Raw genomic sequence first — 16,099 nt, forward strand, 5'->3', positions numbered from 1 at the left:
ACCCGGCCGGGCGGCCCGCGCGGGGTGGTCCGGCTGCCGACCGAACGTCGTACCCAGGCGATACGGTTTCCCCGGACGATCAGCCGGGTCGCGAGCAGGGGTAGCGGTGTCCGAGGAAGCCATCCCGCAGCAGGTGAGCGCCGAGCAGGAGGCGGCGGCGGGCGCCGAGCCGCCGGCGCCGGCCCGGGAGCGGCACGCCGTGTTGAGCACCGAGCTGACCGACCACCAGTACCGCTACTACGTGCTCGACGCGCCCGTCATCTCCGACGCCGAGTTCGACACCCTGCTGCGCGAGCTCACGGCGCTGGAGGAGCGCTACCCCTCGCTGCGCACCCCCGAGTCGCCCACCCAGCGGGTCGGCGGCACGTTCTCCACGCAGTTCACCCCGGTCAGCCACGCCGAGCGGATGATGTCGCTGGACAACGTCTTCGACATCGACGAGCTGACCGCCTGGGCCGAGCGGGTGGAACGGGACGCGGGCGGCCCGGTGACCTACCTCTGCGAGCCCAAGGTCGACGGCCTGGCCATCAACCTGACGTACGAGCGGGGTCGGCTGGTGCGGGCCGCGACCCGCGGCGACGGGCGCACCGGCGAGGACGTCACACCCAACGTCCGGACCATCCGCGACGTCCCCGAGCGGCTCACCGGCGCCGGGGTGCCCGAGCTGATCGAGGTGCGCGGCGAGATCTACTTTCCGGTGGCGGCCTTCGCCGACCTGAACGCGAGCCTGGTCGAGCAGGGCAAGCCGCCGTTCGCCAACCCGCGCAACGCGGCGGCCGGCAGCCTGCGCCAGAAGGATCCGCGGATCACCGCGAGCCGGCCGCTGCGGATGGTCGTGCACGGCATCGGCGCGCGGCAGGGGTTCCAGCCCACCGCCCAGTCCGAGTCGTACGCGACGCTGCGCGAATGGGGGCTGCCGACCAGCGACCGCTGGCGGGTGGTGCCCGACCTCGACGGGGTGCGCGGCTACATCGACCACTACGCCGAGCACCGGCACGACGTCGAGCACGAGATCGACGGCGTGGTGGTCAAGGTCGACCCGGTGGCGATCCAGGGCCGGCTCGGCTCCACCAGCCGGGCGCCGCGCTGGGCGATGGCCTACAAATACCCGCCCGAGGAGGTCACCACCAGGCTGCTCGACATCGACGTGAACGTCGGGCGCACCGGCCGGGTGACCCCGTTCGCGGTCCTCGCGCCGGTCAAGGTGGCCGGCTCGACGGTGGCGCTGGCGACCCTGCACAACGCCCGCGAGGTCGAGCGCAAGGGCGTGCTGATCGGCGACACGGTGGTGGTGCGCAAGGCCGGCGACGTGATTCCCGAGGTGCTCGGCCCGATCGTCGACGTGCGCCCGGCCGACGCGCGGGCGTTCGTGATGCCGACCCACTGCCCGGCCTGCGGCTCCCCGCTGGCACCGGCCAAGGAGGGGGACGTCGACATCCGCTGCCCCAACGCGCGCACCTGCCCGGCGCAGTTGCGGGAGCGGCTGTTCCACCTGGCCGGCCGGGGTGCGTTCGACATCGAGGTGCTCGGCTACAAGTCCGGCAGCGCCTTGCTGGAGGCCGGCGCGATCACCGACGAGGGCGACCTGTTCTTCCTGGACGCCGAGAAGCTGGCGCGGGTGCCGTTCTTCGTGAACAAGGACGGCAGCCTCGGCAGCAACGCGGTCAAGCTGCTGGACAACCTCAACGAGGCGAAGTCGCAGCCGCTGTGGCGGGTGCTGGTGGCGCTCTCCATCCGGCACGTCGGGCCGACCGCGGCGCAGGCGCTGGCCCGGCACTTCGGCTCGATCGACGAGATCAGGACGGCCGGCGAGGAGGAACTGTCCTCGGTGGAGGGGGTCGGCCCGACCATCGCGGTCAGCCTGCGCGAGTGGTTCGCCGTCGACTGGCATCAGGACGTGGTGGAGAAGTGGGCCGCGGCGGGCGTACGGATGGCCGAGGAGCGGCTCGACGAGGGCCCGCGTCCGCTGGACGGGTTGACCGTGGTCGTCACCGGCACCCTGGCCGGCTACTCCCGGGACGGCGCGGCCGAGGCCGTGCAGGCCCGGGGCGGCAAGGTCAGCGGATCGGTCTCCAAGAAGACCGACTTCGTGGTGGTGGGGAGAACCCGGGCAGCAAGGCCGACAAGGCGGCCACCCTGAAGCGGCCGATCCTGGACGAGGCGGGCTTCACCGTCCTGCTCGACGAGGGTCCCGAGGCGGCGCTGCAAGTGGCCCGCATCGACGGGACGGCTGAGTCGTCCCCCGCCCGGCGGGTACGCACCGACCCCGCAGGGCCGTGCGGATCTTATCCGGTGAGATGCGGTGTATTCCAACTTAGTCACGACTACGTCCGTTTCGCGTCTGTCGGGCGCCAGAGTGCCTGGCAGCGGCGTTTCATGGAGAAGCGGCGCGACGTGAAGGGCCGCGCAGACCGAGCAGGCGTCGGGAGGTGCCATGGAGGCCGCATCGCTGCGGAACTCCGTTCCCCCGGACGGGCCAGGGCATTCTTCGGCTTCGTCTGGACCGTCGTCGCCGTGGCCACGGCGCTCAGCGCGGCCCCGCTGGCCGCCCTGCCCGACCGGGTGCCCGCGCTGCCGGCCGCGTTCTGGCTGATGGCGGTGCTGGCGGTGGCCGGCGACGCGCACCCGTTCACCCCGAGCGGCCAGCGGCCCAGCCCGGCCGTGTTCCCGTCCATCTGCTTCAGCTTCGCCATCCTGCTCGGCTGGGGGCTCGGCCCCGCGGTCGCGGTGCAGACCCTGGCGGTGGTGGTGGCGAGCTGGCGGATGCGGCACGCCGTGTGGCGGGCGGCCTTCAACGCCGGCCAGTACGCCCTGGCCCTCTTCGCGGCCCGCGAGGTGGCCCGGCTCGCCGTACCGGCCGGGTTCGCCGCCGGGTTCGCGGTGACCTGGCGCGACGTGCTGGCGGTGGCCGCGGGCGGCGCCGCGTGGTTCCTGGTCAGCTACGGGCTGGTCACCCTGGCGCTGCGGATGCGGTTCGGCGTGCGGTGGTGGTCGGTGTTCCGGCAGGGCTTCGCGTTCGAGGCCGTGTCGAACAGCTCGCTGCTGCTGCTCGGACCGGTGCTGATGGCCGCCGCGCGGCTCAGCGCGGCGCTGATCCCGTTGATCGTGGTGCCGCTGTACGCGGTCTCCCGGATGGCCCGACTCGCCGGTGAGCAGGAGCGGCAGGCCCGGCTGGATCCGCTCACCGGCCTGGCCAACCGCAAGGCGCTGCTGCTGGAGGTGGCCGAGCGGATCTCGCTGCACGCCGAGCGGGCGGCGAAGGGCGAGCCGAGCCGGCTGGCCCTGCTGCTGCTGGACCTCGACCGGTTCAAGCACGTCAACGACGCGCTCGGGCACGCCGTCGGCGACCGGCTGCTGGTGGAGGTGGGCCGGCGGCTGACCGCCGCCGTCCGGCCGGGCGACATGGTGGTCCGGCTCGGCGGGGACGAGTTCGCGATCCTGGCCGGCGGGCTGCACGACATCGAGGCGGCCCGCGAGATCGCGGACGGGGTGGTGCAGACGCTCACCGAGCCGGTGCCGCTGGACGGGCTGCCGCTGGACGTGGGCGGCTCGATCGGTGTCGCGCTCTATCCCGAGCACGGGCACGACTTCGAAACCCTGATGCGCCATGCCGACGTGGCGATGTACGACGCCAAACACCGCGGCGACACCGTCGCCGTGTACGCGGCCGAGTCCGACCACAACTCGCCGGAGCGGCTCAGCCTGCTCGCCGACCTGCGTCAGGTGCTGGAGGCGCCCGGCGCCGGCACGGCCGAGGACGTCGGCGAGATCACCATGTACTACCAGCCGCAGATCGCCATCGCCACCGGGGAGGTCGTCGGGGTGGAGGCGCTGCTGCGCTGGCGCCATCCCCGGCGCGGCATGGTGGACCCCGAGGAACTGATCCGGGTGGCCGAACAGAGCGCCGTGATGCGGCTGCTCACCCGCCGGGTCGTCGACGACGTGGTCGAGCAGATCGCCGCCTGGTCGGCGAGCGGCCTGCGGCTGCGGGCCGCGGTGAACGTCAGCGTCCGGGACCTGCACACCGGGGAGATCGCCGACCAGATCGCCGACCGGCTGGCCCGGTTCGACGTGCCGCCGGCCCAGCTCCAGCTGGAGATCACCGAGGGCGCGCTGATGGCCGACCCGCGCCGGGTGCTGGCCACCATCTCCCGACTCGACAAGATCGGCGTGGCCATCTCGCTCGACGACTTCGGCACCGGCTACTCGTCCATGCAGCACCTGCGCCGGCTGCCGCTGGCGGAGGTGAAGGTGGATCGCTCCTTCGTGCTCGGGATGGCGGTCGACGCCGACGACGCCGCGATCGTCCGTTCGATGATCGAGCTGGCCGGCGCGCTGGGCCTGCGGGTGGTCGCCGAGGGCGTGGAGGACGACCGGACCTGGCGGCTGTTGTACGCCGCCGGGTGCGACGTCGCCCAGGGTTGGTTCTACGCCCGGCCGATGCCGGCCGCCGAACTGGCATCCTGGCTGTCCCGCTACCGCCCGCTGCGACCCGGCCCGGTGCAGGAGTCCTCCGGCCGGCACCGGTGGCCGACCGCCTCGATCCGGGGGCTGCGGGTGGACCAGGGTCGGGCCGACGTCACCTGAGCGGGGCGCCGGTTCCGACGCGGCGCGGGTTTCCGGGCGGCGGTTTCCGGGAGGCGGTGGCCGGCGCCCACCCGGTGACAAATAGACTCGCTCGGGTCACCGCGCGCCGAGCGAGGCTCCGGTCGGTGGCCGGTGTTCCGGTCCGAGGACGTACACCGTCGAGGCACGAGAAGGGGATACGGATGGCCGCCATCTCCCGCGAGGAGGTCGCGCACCTGGCGCGCCTGTCGCGGCTCGCCGTCACGGAGGAGGAGCTGGGCACGTTCGCCGGCCAGCTCGACGTGATCCTGCAATCGGTGGCCCGGGTGGGCCAGGTCGCCGCCGCAGACATCCCGCCCACCTCGCACTCCGTGCCACTGACCAACGTGCTGCGCGAGGACGTCGTGACGCCGTGCCTGACGCCCGAGGAGGCGCTCTCGGGCGCGCCGGACGCCGACCAGCAGCGATTCCGGGTGCCCCGGATCCTCGACGAGGAGGCCGGATCATGAGTGAGCTGCTCCGCATGACGGCGACCGAGATCGCCGCGGCGGTGGCCGGCGGCGAGACGTCGGCCGTCGAGGTGACGCGGGCACACCTGGACCGGATCGCCGCCGTGGACGACCGGGTGCACGCCTTCCTGCACGTCGACGCGGAGGGCGCCGAGGCGGCGGCCCGGGCCGTCGACGAGCGCCGCGCCGCGGGTGAACCGCTCGGCCCGCTGGCGGGGGTGCCGGTCGCGGTCAAGGACGTGCTGACCACCCGGGGCGTACCGACCACCGTCGGCTCGCGGATCCTTCAGGGCTGGCGACCGCCGTACGACTCGACGATCGTGCAGCGGCTGCGCGCCGCCGGCACGGTGATGCTCGGCAAGACGAACATGGACGAGTTCGCGATGGGCTCGTCGACCGAGTACTCGGCCTACGGACCGACCCACAACCCGTGGGACCTGAGCCGGATCCCGGGCGGCTCCGGCGGTGGCAGCGCCGCGGCACTGGCCGCGTACGAGGCTCCGCTGGCGATCGGCTCGGACACCGGCGGGTCGATCCGGCAGCCGGGCGCGGTCACCGGCACGGTGGGCGCCAAGCCGACGTACGGCGGCACCTCCCGGTACGGCCTGGTGGCCTTCTCCTCGTCGCTGGACACCCCGGGCCGTGCGCCCGGACGGTGCTGGACGCGGCCCTGCTGCACGCGGCGATCGGCGGGCACGACCCGCGCGACTCGACGTCCATCCCGGCGCCGGTGCCGGACGTGGTGGCCGCGGCCCGCGCGGGCGCCGGCGGCGACCTCACCGGGGTCCGGCTGGGCCTGATCCGCGAGTTCGCCGGCGACGGCGCCGAGCCGGGGGTGATGGCCGCCTTCCGCGACGCCGTGGACGCGCTCACCAAGCTGGGCGCCGAGGTGGTCGAGGTGTCCTGCCCGCACTTCGAGTACGCGCTGCCGGCCTACTACCTGATCGCCCCCAGCGAGTGCTCGTCCAACCTGGCCCGGTTCGACGGGGTCCGGTTCGGGCTGCGGGTCGGCGACGACGGCAACCGGTCGCTGGAGGAGGTCATGTCGGCGACCCGGGAGGCCGGCTTCGGCCCCGAGGTCAAGCGGCGGATCATGATCGGCACCTACGCCCTGTCGTCGGGCTACTACGACGCCTACTACGGGCAGGCGCAGAAGGTCCGCACCCTGATCAGCCGGGACTTCACGAGCGCGTTCGAGCGGGTGGACGCGCTGATCGCGCCGACCACGCCGACGGTCGCCTTCCCGCTCGGCTCGCGGACCGCCGACCCGTACCAGATGTACCTCGCCGACCTCTACACCATCCCGAGCAACCTGTACGGCGGTCCGGCCATCTCGGTGCCGTGCGGGCTGTCCGAGGGATTGCCGGTGGGCCTTCAGGTGATGGCCCCGACCATGGCCGACGACCGGATGTACCGGGTGGCCGCGGCGCTGGAGAGCGCCGTCGGCACGTTCAACCCGCCGGCACTGTGAGGCAGGAGCACCCATGACGACGACGCTGCCCGCGTACGACGAGGTCGTGACGCGGTACGAGCCGGTGATCGGCCTGGAGACCCACGTCGAGTTGGGCACCCGGACCAAGATGTTCTGCGGCTGCCCGACCGACTTCGGCGGCGAGCCGAACACCCGGGTCTGCCCGGTCTGCCTGGGGCTGCCCGGCTCGCTGCCGGTGGCCAACAAGGCGGCGATCGAGGCGACCATCCGGATCGGCCTCGCGCTGAACTGCTCCATCGCGCAGTGGTGCCGGTTCGCCCGGAAGAACTACTTCTACCCGGACATGCCGAAGAACTTCCAGATCAGCCAGTACGACGAGCCGCTCTGCGTCGACGGCTACCTGGACGTCGAGATCGACGGCGAGACCGTGCGGATCGGCATCGAACGGGTGCACCTGGAGGAGGACACCGGCAAGACGCTGCACGTCGGCGGCGCCACCGGGCGGATCCACGGCGCGACCGAGTCGCTTGTCGACTACAACCGGGCCGGCATCCCGCTCGTGGAGATCGTCACGAAGCCGATCCCCGGCACCGGCGCGCTGGCCCCTGTGGTCGCCCGCGCGTACGTCACCGAGCTGCGCGACGTGATCCGCTCGCTCGGCGTCTCCGACGTGCGCATGGAGGAGGGCTCGCTGCGCTGCGACGTGAACACGTCGCTGAACCTGCCCGGAGCGCAGTGGGGGACCCGCACCGAGACCAAGAACGTCAACTCGCTGCGCTCGGTGGAGCGGGCGGTCCGCTCCGAGATGCTGCGCCAGGCGTCCGTGCTGGACGGCGGCGGCCGGATCACCCAGGAGACCCGGCACTTCCACGAGGACACCGGGGAGACCACCTCCGGCCGGTCCAAGGAGACCGCCACCGACTACCGCTACTTCCCCGAGCCGGACCTGGTCCCGCTGGCGCCGGACCCGGACTGGGTGGCCGGGCTGAAGGCGGAGCTGCCCGAGCTGCCCCGGCTGCACCGCCGGCGGCTGCAGGACCGGTGGGGGCTGTCCGACCTCGACATGCAGTCGGTGGTGAACGCCGGTGCGGTCGAGCTGATCGAGCAGACCATCGCCGCCGGCGCCAGCCCGGCCGGCGCCCGCAAGTGGTGGCTGGGCGAGCTGTCCCGGCGGGCCAACGAGACGGGCGTCGAACTGGCCGCGGTCGGTGCCACCCCCGGCCAGGTGGCCGAGCTGCAACGGCTGGTCGACGAGGGCAAGCTCAACGACAAGCTGGCCCGTACCGTGCTGGAGGGCGTGGTGGCCGGCGAGGGTTCGCCCGCCGAGATCATGGCCCGCCGCGGCCTGGAGGTGGTCTCCGACACCGGCGCGCTGAGCGCCGCGGTCGACGAGGCGATCGCCGCCAACCCGGACGTGGCCGACAAGGTACGCGCCGGCAAGGTCGCCGCGGCCGGCGCGCTGGTCGGTGCGGTCATGAAGACCACCCGGGGGCAGGCGGACGCCCGCGCGGTCCGCGAACTGGTCCTGGAGCGGCTCGGCGTCCAGGGTTAGCCTGGCGCCGGCCGCATGTCGACCAACGGGTGGTGACCGGGGCCGTCAGCCGGTGGTGGGTACGGGAGAGCCGGGGGTGCTGCTCGGGTTCGTCGGGCTGGCGGAGCCGGTCGGGGCGCTCGGGGTCGGGCTGGGACCGCGGGTGGGCGTCGGGGTGACCGAGGCCCTCGGGTCGCCCTCCTTCGGGTCGGTGATGATGTGCCGTTCCAGGTTGACCTGCGCCTGCCCGGTGCCGCCGACGGTGATCTCGTCGTACGCCTGAAGCTTCTGCCCCGGGTCGAAGTAGAGCACGGTCATGGACAGCGGGGTGGGCTTCTCGCCCTCCAGGCCGCGCAGCCCGGCGCCGCCGGTCGAGCCCTCCACGAACAGCTGGGTGGACTGCTCGTCCGGCACCTGCGGCAGCTTCAACACCTCCCGGTGGTGCACGTGGCCGGCCAGCACCAGCGGCACGGTGCCGGAGAGCGGGCCGGCGGAGGCCGGGTCGTGCACCAGGGCGATGTCCACCTTCTGCGGGGCGGCCATCCGGATCGTGTCGGCCAGCCGCTCACCCGTGGTGATCACCTGGTCGGCGACGGTCGCCGTGAGCCCCGAACCGGCCGGGGAGGTCTCCTTGTCCGGGGTGAACCGCGGGTCGCCGGCCCCGGCGATGGTCAACCCGGCCACCCTCGTGATCGACTGGTCGAGCACGATCGCGTTGGGCTGCTTCGCGACCTCGGCCGCCGTGTCGCTGGAGTCGTGGTTGCCGCGGATGTAGACGTACGGCTTCTTGAGCTGGCCGATGGAGTTGACGAAGGACGCCTCCGGTTCGCTGCCCCAGTCGGTGATGTCGCCCGTGTCGATCACCACGTCGATGTCGAACTGCTCGACGACGGTCTGGATGACCTGGAACGCGGACGGGTTGAGGTGCAGGTCGGAGATGTGCAGCACCCGGGTGGTGCCGGGGCTCGGCTCGTAGACCGGCAGCGCGGACAGGGTGGTGTAGAGCTTGCTCACGTTGCCGACGAGCCGCTGGAGCTGCTGGGCGTACTTGCCGTAGTTCGTCGCGATCGAGCGGGCGTCACCGATCACCGCGGGGGCGTTGACCAGCAGACCCTCGTAGCGCGGCTCCTCCAGGGCGCGCGGGTGCATGGTCAGCCCGGCCAGCCCGAGACTGCCGCCGGTGATCGCCAGTGAGAGCACCCCGGACCAGGCCACCCGGCGGACGTTGCGGAAGACCAGCGCGGCCAGCAGCAGCGAGCTGAGCAGGGCCGCGCCGACGGTGCGCAGCACCAGCCGGGCCGCGCCCTCGCTCACGTCGTGTACGGCGAGCTTGCTGATCCGGTCGAGGTTGCCGGGATCGCTGATCAGCGCCTCGGTGCGCCGCTGGTCCAGCGCGCCGAGCTGGACGGTCAGCCGGGCCGGCCCGTCGTGGCTGTCGAACTGGAGGGCGCCCAGGGGCGGGATCCGGACCGTGGTGCCGCCGCTCACCGACGGGCTGAGCGCCAACTGCGCCCGGAAGGGCCCTATGTCGGTCTCCACCCGCCCGCCGAGCAGCACGCCCAGCAGCACGCCCAGCAGGCTCACCACGGTGGTGGCCAGGGCGATCCGGGTGCGCCGTCCCCAGGTGGAGGCGGCGGCACGCCGGGTGCCGAGGCTCGCCGCGGTCAGCCCGTCGGCCGCGACGGTGCCCCAGCGTCGCGCCGTGGCCAGCGCGGCGCGGGCGCCGCTCACCGCCCGCCGCTGCCGGGTTTCCGGGGCGTCGTTGTCGTCGTACCGGTCCATCATGGGGTCCTGTGCCTGTCCGTCACGGAATCCTGACCTGCCCGATCACGGATCTTGGAAAACCTGCTCGCCGGTCGCGCGGTCAACTGCGCCCCGCACCGCCGTCGGAGAACACCAGCCGGATCAGCCGGTCGTCGTCGGCGCTCGGCCGGCCCCGGCCGTCCTTGTTGGAGGTGGAGATCCAGAGCGAGCCGTCGGGCGCCGCCGCGGCCGCCCGCAGCCGTCCGTACCGGTTGGTCAGCAGCGCCCGGGGCTGGCCCAGCACGCCGCCGTCGCCGGTCAGCTCCATCAGCCACAGCCGCTCGCCCTTCAGGCACGCGGCGGCGAGCAGCCGGCCGATGATCGCCGCGCCCGAGCAGGACGCCTCGTCGGTGTGCCACTGCACGAGGGGTGCGGTGAACTTGTCCTCGGCGCCGGGTTGGGCCGATGCCGACACACCGCCCTCGACCTGCGGCCAGCCGTAGTTGTGCCCCGGCTCGATCCGGTTGATCTCGTCCCAGGTGTCCTGGCCGAACTCGGTGGCGTACAGGTGCTTGTTCTGGTCCCAGGCGAGGCCCTGGACGTTGCGGTGGCCGAGCGACCACACCGGCGAGTCGGGGAACGGGTTGCCCGGTGCCGGCTTGCCGGCCGGGGTGATCCGGAGGATCTTGCCGGCCAGGCTCTTCGGATCCTGCGCGAGGCCGCGTTCGGTGGCGTCGCCGGTGGTGGCGTACAGGAAGCCGTCCGGGCCGAAGGCCAGCCGGCCGCCGTTGTGCACGGTGGAGCGGGGGATGCCGGTGAGGATCGGCGTGGGTTGCTCGCCCAGGGTGAGCCGGCCGATCCGGTTGTCCCGGGCGGTCGAGTAGTAGACGAAAACGGTCTGGTCCTGCTCGTACCCGGGGGAGACGGCGATGCCGAGCAGGCCGCCCTCACCGCTGGCGGCGACCCCGTCGACCTGCTGCACGGTGCTGGTCTTCAACCCGTCCGGGTTCGACTCGGGGCCGATCTTGAGGATGTTCGCGGTGTTGCGTTCGGTGACCAGCGCGCCGCCGTCGGGCAGGAAGGCGATGGCCCACGGCACGTCCAGGCCCTTGGCCAGGACGGTGGCCACCACCTCCTGATCGGTGCCGCCGCCCTGGGTGGAGGGCGGCGCACTGGGGGTGGGGAAGCGCGGCGGTTCCCCGGCCGGGTCCGGTTTCGGCTCACCGAACGAACAGCCGGTGGTCGCGAAGAGGACGGCCGCGCACAGCACGGCCGCCGTCCGGGTCCGGCCGCCATGCCGGTACGCGGTCCGAAGGCTCACCGCTTCAGCCTAGTCCGGGCCGGAGCGCGACTGTGGATCTCCGCCCACGCCCGCCCGGACGTCGAGGGAGGTGGCTGTGATGGAGACATGGGTGTAATCATGTAATCAAGTAAACGGGAGGTGTGTCATGCGGGACAGGAGATGGGACGGCCCGGGATTCCGGCACGAGCCGCCGGCGGCGGACGACGCGGCCGGATGGATCACCGGCGCCGTTCCGGACGGCTGGTTCACCGGAGCACCGCGGGTGGTGGTGGACCGGGAGGAGATCGCGATCGTGGGTCGGCTGCCGGAGCCGGAACTGCCCACGGACGCCACTCCGGCGGACCGGGCCGCGGCCGAGGCCGGCCGGATCAACCAGTACCGGGAGGAGACCCGCGACCGGCGCATCGCCATCGCCCGGCAGGTCGAGCACCGGTACCGGCGCAAGGTCGCCTGGGGCGTGGCCTGCGGGGAGACCGAGGAACTGTTCACCAACCTGTCGGCGCCGGTGATGACCCGGCTGCGCCAGCCGGAGCGCCAGGTGCTCGACACGCTCGTCGACGCCGGGGTGGCACGGTCCCGCTCCGAGGCGTTGGCCTGGTGCGTCCGGCTGGTGGGCGAGCACGCGGAACAGTGGCTCGGCGAGCTGCGGACCGCCATGGGCACGGTCGAGGAACTGCGCCGACGCGGCCCGGCCTGAGCACAACCCGCTCCCGGGGTGGCCGCCACCCCCGGGAGCGGCGGCGGCCACCGCCGGGGGCTATCGTCGGCCAGCGTGAAGATCTGGATCCCGCACGAGGAGGGCCGGTCGCTGCTGGCCGGGCTGCCCGGCGACGTACGGCTGGAGGTCGTCGCGGACCCGAAGCGGGCGCCGGACGACCGCGACGGCGTGGAGTTCTGGGTGCCGCCGTTCCTCGCGCTCGGCACCGCGGTACGGCTGGCCGGTGAGCTGCCCGACCTGCGGGTGGTGCAACTGCTCTCGGCCGGCGCCGACGCCTGGACCGGCCGGCTGCCGGCCGGGGTGACCCTGTGCGACGCCCGCGGCGTGCACGACTCGTCCACCGCCGAGTGGGTGCTCACCGCGATCCTGGCCCACCTGCGCGCCTTCGACGAGTTCGCCCGGGCACAGGGCCGGCACGAATGGGCCAACCCGGACTTCCTGCCCACCGACGAACTGGCCGGCAAGCGGGTGCTGATCGTCGGCGCCGGCTCGATCGGCGCGGCGATCCGGTCCCGGCTCGCCCCGTTCGAGGTGGAGATCACCATGGTGGCCCGCACGGCCCGGCCGGCGCAGGGCGTACACGGGGTGGCGGAACTGCCGAACCTGCTGCCGCTGGCGGACGTGGTGGTGCTGATCGTGCCGCTGACCGACCGGACCCGCGGCCTGGTCGACGCGGACTTCCTCGCCGCCATGCCGGCCGGGGCGCTGCTGGTGAACGCAGCCCGCGGGCCGGTGGTGGACACCGCCGCCCTGGTCGCGGAGCTGACCGCCGGCCGGCTGCGGGCGGCGCTGGACGTCACCGACCCGGAACCGCTGCCGGCCGGTCACCCGCTCTGGGACCTGCCCGGCCTGCTGCTCACCCCGCACGTGGGCGGCGCGGTACGCGGGCTGCTGCCCCGGGCGTACCGGCTGGTCGAGGCGCAACTGCGCCGCTACCTGGCCGGGGAACCGCTGGCCAACCAGGTGGTCGACGGCTACTGAGGCGGCTCGCCGGCGGATGCGGCGGTCGCCGCGTCCAGCGGCTGCCCGCTGGCCGCCACCAGGCGGGGCAGGTCGGACCCGCGCACGCCGGGCAGCCCGATCACGCGACCGTCGGTGAGCGTGGCCAGCACCCTGCCCCGCGGATCGGCGCCCAGCTCGGCGACCTCCGACCAGGGGATGCGGTGCTGGCCGAACAGTGCCCGAAGTCGCAGGCCGGACCGGTCGGCCGCGGTGCCCGAACGCCAGCCCCAGACGGCGATGGCCAGCGGCACCAGCAGGATCGGCGCCACGTACCACGAGACGCTGGCGATCGGCAGGGCGCTGAAGAAGGCGACCAGGGCGGCCAGCCAGATGGTCTGGTTGGGCCGGAAACGGACGGTGTCGACGCTGCGCACCCGACGATTTTCGCACCCGGCCCGGCGACCGCCGGGCCGGGTGCCCGTCGTGCGGTGGTGCGGCGCGGGCCGCGGACCTCCTCCGCGAGCCCGCGCCGCCGGGCTCAGTCGGGCAGCGGGTAGCCGGCCAGCAGGTCCCGGACCTCGCCGGCGATCCGATCCAGGGTGGCCTCGTCGTCCTTCACGGCCGCGTCGATCGCCTCGTCCATCCAGGCGGCGACCTGCGGCATCCGCTCCTCGGTGAGACCGCGGGTGGTCAGCGCGGCGGTGCCGAGCCGGATCCCGGAGGGGTCGAACGGCTTGCGCGGGTCGAACGGCACGGCGTTGTAGTTGAGCTCGATGCCCGCCCGGTCCAACGCCTGGGCGGCCGGCTTGCCGCCGATGCCCTTGCTGGTCAGGTCGGCGAGGATCAGGTGGTTGTCCGTGCCACCGGAGATCAGCTCGTAGCCGCGCTCCAGGAGCGCGGCGGCCAGCGCCTTGGCGTTGGTCACGATCTGTGCCGCGTACGCCCGGAAGTCCGGGGTCGACGCCTCGTGCAGCGCCACCGCGATGGCCGCGGTGGTGTGGTTGTGCGGGCCGCCCTGCAGGCCGGGGAAGACGGCCTTGTCCATCGCCGCGGCGTGCTCGGCGGTGGTCAGGATCATGGCGCCGCGGGGACCGCGCAGCGTCTTGTGCGTCGTCGTGGTGATCACGTCGGCGTGCCCGACCGGCGACGGGTGCGCCCCGCCGGCGACCAGGCCGGCGATGTGCGCGATGTCGGCCACCAGGACCGCGTCGACCTCGCGGGCGATCTCGGCGAAACCGGCGAAGTCGATGGTGCGCGGTACGGCCGTACCACCGCAGAAGATCACCTTGGGGCGTTCCCGGCGGGCGATGTCGCGGACCTCGTCCAGGTCGATCCGCCCGGTCTCGCGGGGGACGCCGTAGCGGACCGGGTTGAACCACTTGCCGGTGGCCGAGACCGACCAGCCGTGCGTCAGGTGCCCGCCCATCGGCAGCGACATGCCGAGCACGGTGTCGCCGGGAGAGAGGAAGGCCAGGTAGACGGCGAGGTTGGCCGGCGAGCCGGAGTACGGCTGCACGTTGGCGTGGGCCACCCCGAAGAGTGACTTGGCCCGCTCGATGGCCAGCGTCTCGATCTGGTCGATGAACTGCTGGCCCTCGTAGTAGCGCCGGCCGGCGTAGCCCTCCGAGTACTTGTTCGTCAGCACGGTGCCGCTGGCCTCCAGCACCGCCGTCGAGACGTAGTTCTCCGAGGCGATCAACCGCAGCTTGTCGTGCTGGCGCTGGGCCTCGGCCTCGACAAGGGCGGCGAGCTGCGGGTCCGTCGCGCTCAAGCGGGGAATCGGTGGTACGTGCACAGGCGTCCTCCTGGCGTCCTCCGCTCGGTCGCTGTGCGCGACCGGCGGGATGCAGTGGCGTCGTCCGCACCGGATCCTGCCAGTGCGGCCAGCCGCGGGCCCCGACGGGTGGTTGCCCGTCGGTCTCCGCGTACGCCCAGGCGCGCGGCGCACGCTTCCGGTCGCTCCCCGGTGGTTGATTCCACCTGCCGCGCCAGTTGCGAGTACGCCGATGCTACCCGTTCGGGAGCCCCGCGTCCGGTACCGGTGGACCGCGCGGAGCGTCGCCCGGAGCGTCGCCAGGACGGCTTGACCGGTTCAGCCGGCCCGGGGCGGCGCGGTGCTGCCGCGCGGGGTCAGGTGCGCCCCCTCGTCCTGGTACGCGCCGATCGACTCGCCGCCGATCGCCGCCAGCAGGTGCCGCGCCGCGTGCCCGCCGTAGGCCGGGATGTCCCGGCTGAGCGCGGTGAGCGGCGGATGCACCAACTGGCACAGCGGCGAGTCGTCCCAGGCCACGATCGACACGTCACCGGGCACGGCGAGGCCCATCTCCTGAGCCACCGAGAGCCCGGCGATGGCCATCACGTCGTTGTCGTACATGATCGCGGTGGGCCGCTCGGTCGAGCTGAGCAGCCGCCGGGTGGCCCGGGCGCCGTCCTCGCCGCTGTAGTCCGAGGACACGGTGACCGACCAGCGCATCTCGGGCCGGCGGCAGACCCGCTCGAAGGCGGCCGTGCGCAGTTCGGTGTGCAGCAGTCCGGGCAGCCCGCCGACCCGGGCGATGCGCCGGTGCCCGAGCGCGATGAGGTACTCCAGCGTCTCGGTGACCGCGGCGCCGTCGTCGGACCAGACGTGCGGGAGCCGGCCGGTGTGCCCCGGCCCGCCGATCACCACGGCGGGCAGGTCGAGTTCCTCCAGCATGGGCACCCGGCGGTCGTCGGCGCGCAGATCGCAGAGGAAGACCCCGTCGACCCGGCGTTCACCCCACCAGCGGCGGTAGACGGCCACCTCGGCCTCCGGATCGGTGACCACCTGGAGGGTGAGCGCGTATCCGCGGGCGGACAGTTCCGACTCGACGCCGCTGATCAGCTCCATGAAGAACGGCTCGATGCCCAACACACGGGCGGGGCGGGACAGGGCCAGGCCGACGGCCCGCGAGCTGGCGCCCGAGAGCGCCCGGGCGGCGCTGTTCGGGTTGAACCCGATCTCCTCGGCGATGGCGAGGATGCGCTGTCGGGTCGCGGCCGAGACACCGGGCTGACCGTTCAGGGCGTACGAAACGGCCCCTTTGGACACCCCGGCCCGCCGGGCCACGTCAGCGATCGTGGGCCGCTTCACCCGGTGCTCCTCCACGTACGTGCCGCCCGTGCCACGTAAGCCGAACACGGGGTTCCAGCAACTTACCCAGTCGGTAGGTCCGGACGGGAGGCGGCTGGCTACTTGCCCGGTTAAGCATAGTGGTGCCAACGCCTTCAAGGTGCTCCGCTCGACAATGCTGAAACCGGTGGGAGCGCTCCATGTAACGGTAAAGAGCGGTAAAGCCGGCCAATCGGCACCGTAGTTTTTAGCCAAGGTCACGGC

At 73.1% G+C, this 16,099-nt stretch carries 10 protein-coding genes, 2 pseudogenes and 1 riboswitch; of the genes and pseudogenes, 7 read left to right on the forward strand and 5 right to left on the reverse strand.

Annotated elements, in window-relative coordinates:
- Positions 1 to 106 precede the first annotated feature (106 nt).
- The 5 genes and pseudogenes from ligA to gatB form a co-directional block, all read left to right on the forward strand.
- Positions 107 to 2,226 (forward strand): annotated as a pseudogene (ligA, locus tag CIK06_RS06645) (NAD-dependent DNA ligase LigA); the annotation flags it as partial.
- A gap of 366 nt (positions 2,227 to 2,592) precedes the next feature.
- The gene (locus tag CIK06_RS06650) at positions 2,593 to 4,587 is read left to right on the forward strand and encodes a bifunctional diguanylate cyclase/phosphodiesterase (RefSeq protein WP_232534257.1); all 1,995 of its coding nucleotides are present in this window, start codon (positions 2,593 to 2,595) and stop codon (positions 4,585 to 4,587) included.
- A gap of 182 nt (positions 4,588 to 4,769) precedes the next feature.
- Positions 4,770 to 5,075: an Asp-tRNA(Asn)/Glu-tRNA(Gln) amidotransferase subunit GatC gene (gatC, locus tag CIK06_RS06655; protein WP_095564077.1), complete on the forward strand. Its 306-nt coding sequence runs from the start codon at positions 4,770 to 4,772 to the stop codon at positions 5,073 to 5,075.
- Positions 5,072 to 6,546: pseudogene (gene gatA, locus CIK06_RS06660) on the forward strand (Asp-tRNA(Asn)/Glu-tRNA(Gln) amidotransferase subunit GatA). Before gatC ends, gatA begins: the two are co-directional and overlap by 4 nt.
- Positions 6,547 to 6,559: 13 nt before the next feature.
- Complete coding sequence (gatB, locus tag CIK06_RS06665) at positions 6,560 to 8,059, forward strand: Asp-tRNA(Asn)/Glu-tRNA(Gln) amidotransferase subunit GatB (RefSeq protein ID WP_095564078.1); 1,500 nt, start codon at positions 6,560 to 6,562, stop codon at positions 8,057 to 8,059.
- A 45-nt stretch (positions 8,060 to 8,104) separates the two neighbouring features.
- Here gatB and CIK06_RS06670 read toward each other — a convergent pair whose 3' ends face one another.
- Both CIK06_RS06670 and CIK06_RS06675 read right to left on the reverse strand, forming a co-directional pair.
- On the reverse strand, positions 8,105 to 9,823 hold the full coding sequence (locus CIK06_RS06670; RefSeq protein ID WP_095564079.1) for a metallophosphoesterase: 1,719 nt from the start codon (positions 9,821 to 9,823) through the stop codon (positions 8,105 to 8,107).
- Positions 9,824 to 9,902: 79 nt separating this feature from the next.
- Positions 9,903 to 11,102, reverse strand: coding sequence for a sorbosone dehydrogenase family protein (locus CIK06_RS06675; protein ID WP_095564080.1), 1,200 nt, complete (start codon positions 11,100 to 11,102; stop codon positions 9,903 to 9,905).
- Positions 11,103 to 11,229: 127 nt separating this feature from the next.
- On the opposite strand from CIK06_RS06675, the gene CIK06_RS06680 reads away from it, so the two are divergent.
- A complete protein-coding gene (locus tag CIK06_RS06680; RefSeq protein WP_095564081.1) occupies positions 11,230 to 11,781 on the forward strand; it encodes a hypothetical protein in 552 nt (183 codons plus the stop codon).
- 75 nt (positions 11,782 to 11,856) lie between these two features.
- Positions 11,857 to 12,783: a 2-hydroxyacid dehydrogenase gene (locus tag CIK06_RS06685; RefSeq protein WP_095567624.1), complete on the forward strand. Its 927-nt coding sequence runs from the start codon at positions 11,857 to 11,859 to the stop codon at positions 12,781 to 12,783.
- Here CIK06_RS06685 and CIK06_RS06690 read toward each other — a convergent pair.
- From CIK06_RS06690 to CIK06_RS06700, 3 genes are all read right to left on the reverse strand, one after another.
- Positions 12,777 to 13,178 carry a PH domain-containing protein gene (locus CIK06_RS06690; RefSeq protein WP_095564082.1) on the reverse strand — a complete coding sequence of 134 codons (402 nt, stop codon included), beginning with the start codon at positions 13,176 to 13,178 and terminating at the stop codon, positions 12,777 to 12,779. The genes CIK06_RS06685 and CIK06_RS06690 overlap by 7 nt on opposite strands.
- A 104-nt stretch (positions 13,179 to 13,282) precedes the next feature.
- Positions 13,283 to 14,539 carry a serine hydroxymethyltransferase gene (gene glyA / locus CIK06_RS06695; RefSeq protein ID WP_095564083.1) on the reverse strand — a complete coding sequence of 419 codons (1,257 nt, stop codon included), beginning with the start codon at positions 14,537 to 14,539 and terminating at the stop codon, positions 13,283 to 13,285.
- A 127-nt stretch (positions 14,540 to 14,666) separates the two neighbouring features.
- Positions 14,667 to 14,750: riboswitch (ZMP/ZTP riboswitch) on the reverse strand.
- An 86-nt stretch (positions 14,751 to 14,836) separates the two neighbouring features.
- Positions 14,837 to 15,856 carry a LacI family DNA-binding transcriptional regulator gene (locus CIK06_RS06700; RefSeq protein WP_095567625.1) on the reverse strand — a complete coding sequence of 340 codons (1,020 nt, stop codon included), beginning with the start codon at positions 15,854 to 15,856 and terminating at the stop codon, positions 14,837 to 14,839.
- Positions 15,857 to 16,099: the final 243 nt, after the last annotated feature.

The sequence above is a fragment of the Plantactinospora sp. KBS50 genome (assembly GCF_002285795.1).
Lineage (GTDB): Bacteria > Actinomycetota > Actinomycetes > Mycobacteriales > Micromonosporaceae > KBS50.

Excerpts from the sequence above, each read along its gene's own strand:
- CIK06_RS06650 (WP_232534257.1), top strand. The coding sequence starts at position 2,593 with ATGGCGGTGCTGGCGGTGGCCGGCGACGCGCACCCGTTCACCCCGAGC.
- gatC (WP_095564077.1), top strand. The coding sequence starts at position 4,770 with ATGGCCGCCATCTCCCGCGAGGAGGTCGCGCACCTGGCGCGCCTGTCG.
- gatB (WP_095564078.1), top strand. The coding sequence starts at position 6,560 with ATGACGACGACGCTGCCCGCGTACGACGAGGTCGTGACGCGGTACGAG.
- CIK06_RS06670 (WP_095564079.1), bottom strand. The coding sequence starts at position 9,823 with ATGATGGACCGGTACGACGACAACGACGCCCCGGAAACCCGGCAGCGG.
- CIK06_RS06680 (WP_095564081.1), top strand. The coding sequence starts at position 11,230 with ATGCGGGACAGGAGATGGGACGGCCCGGGATTCCGGCACGAGCCGCCG.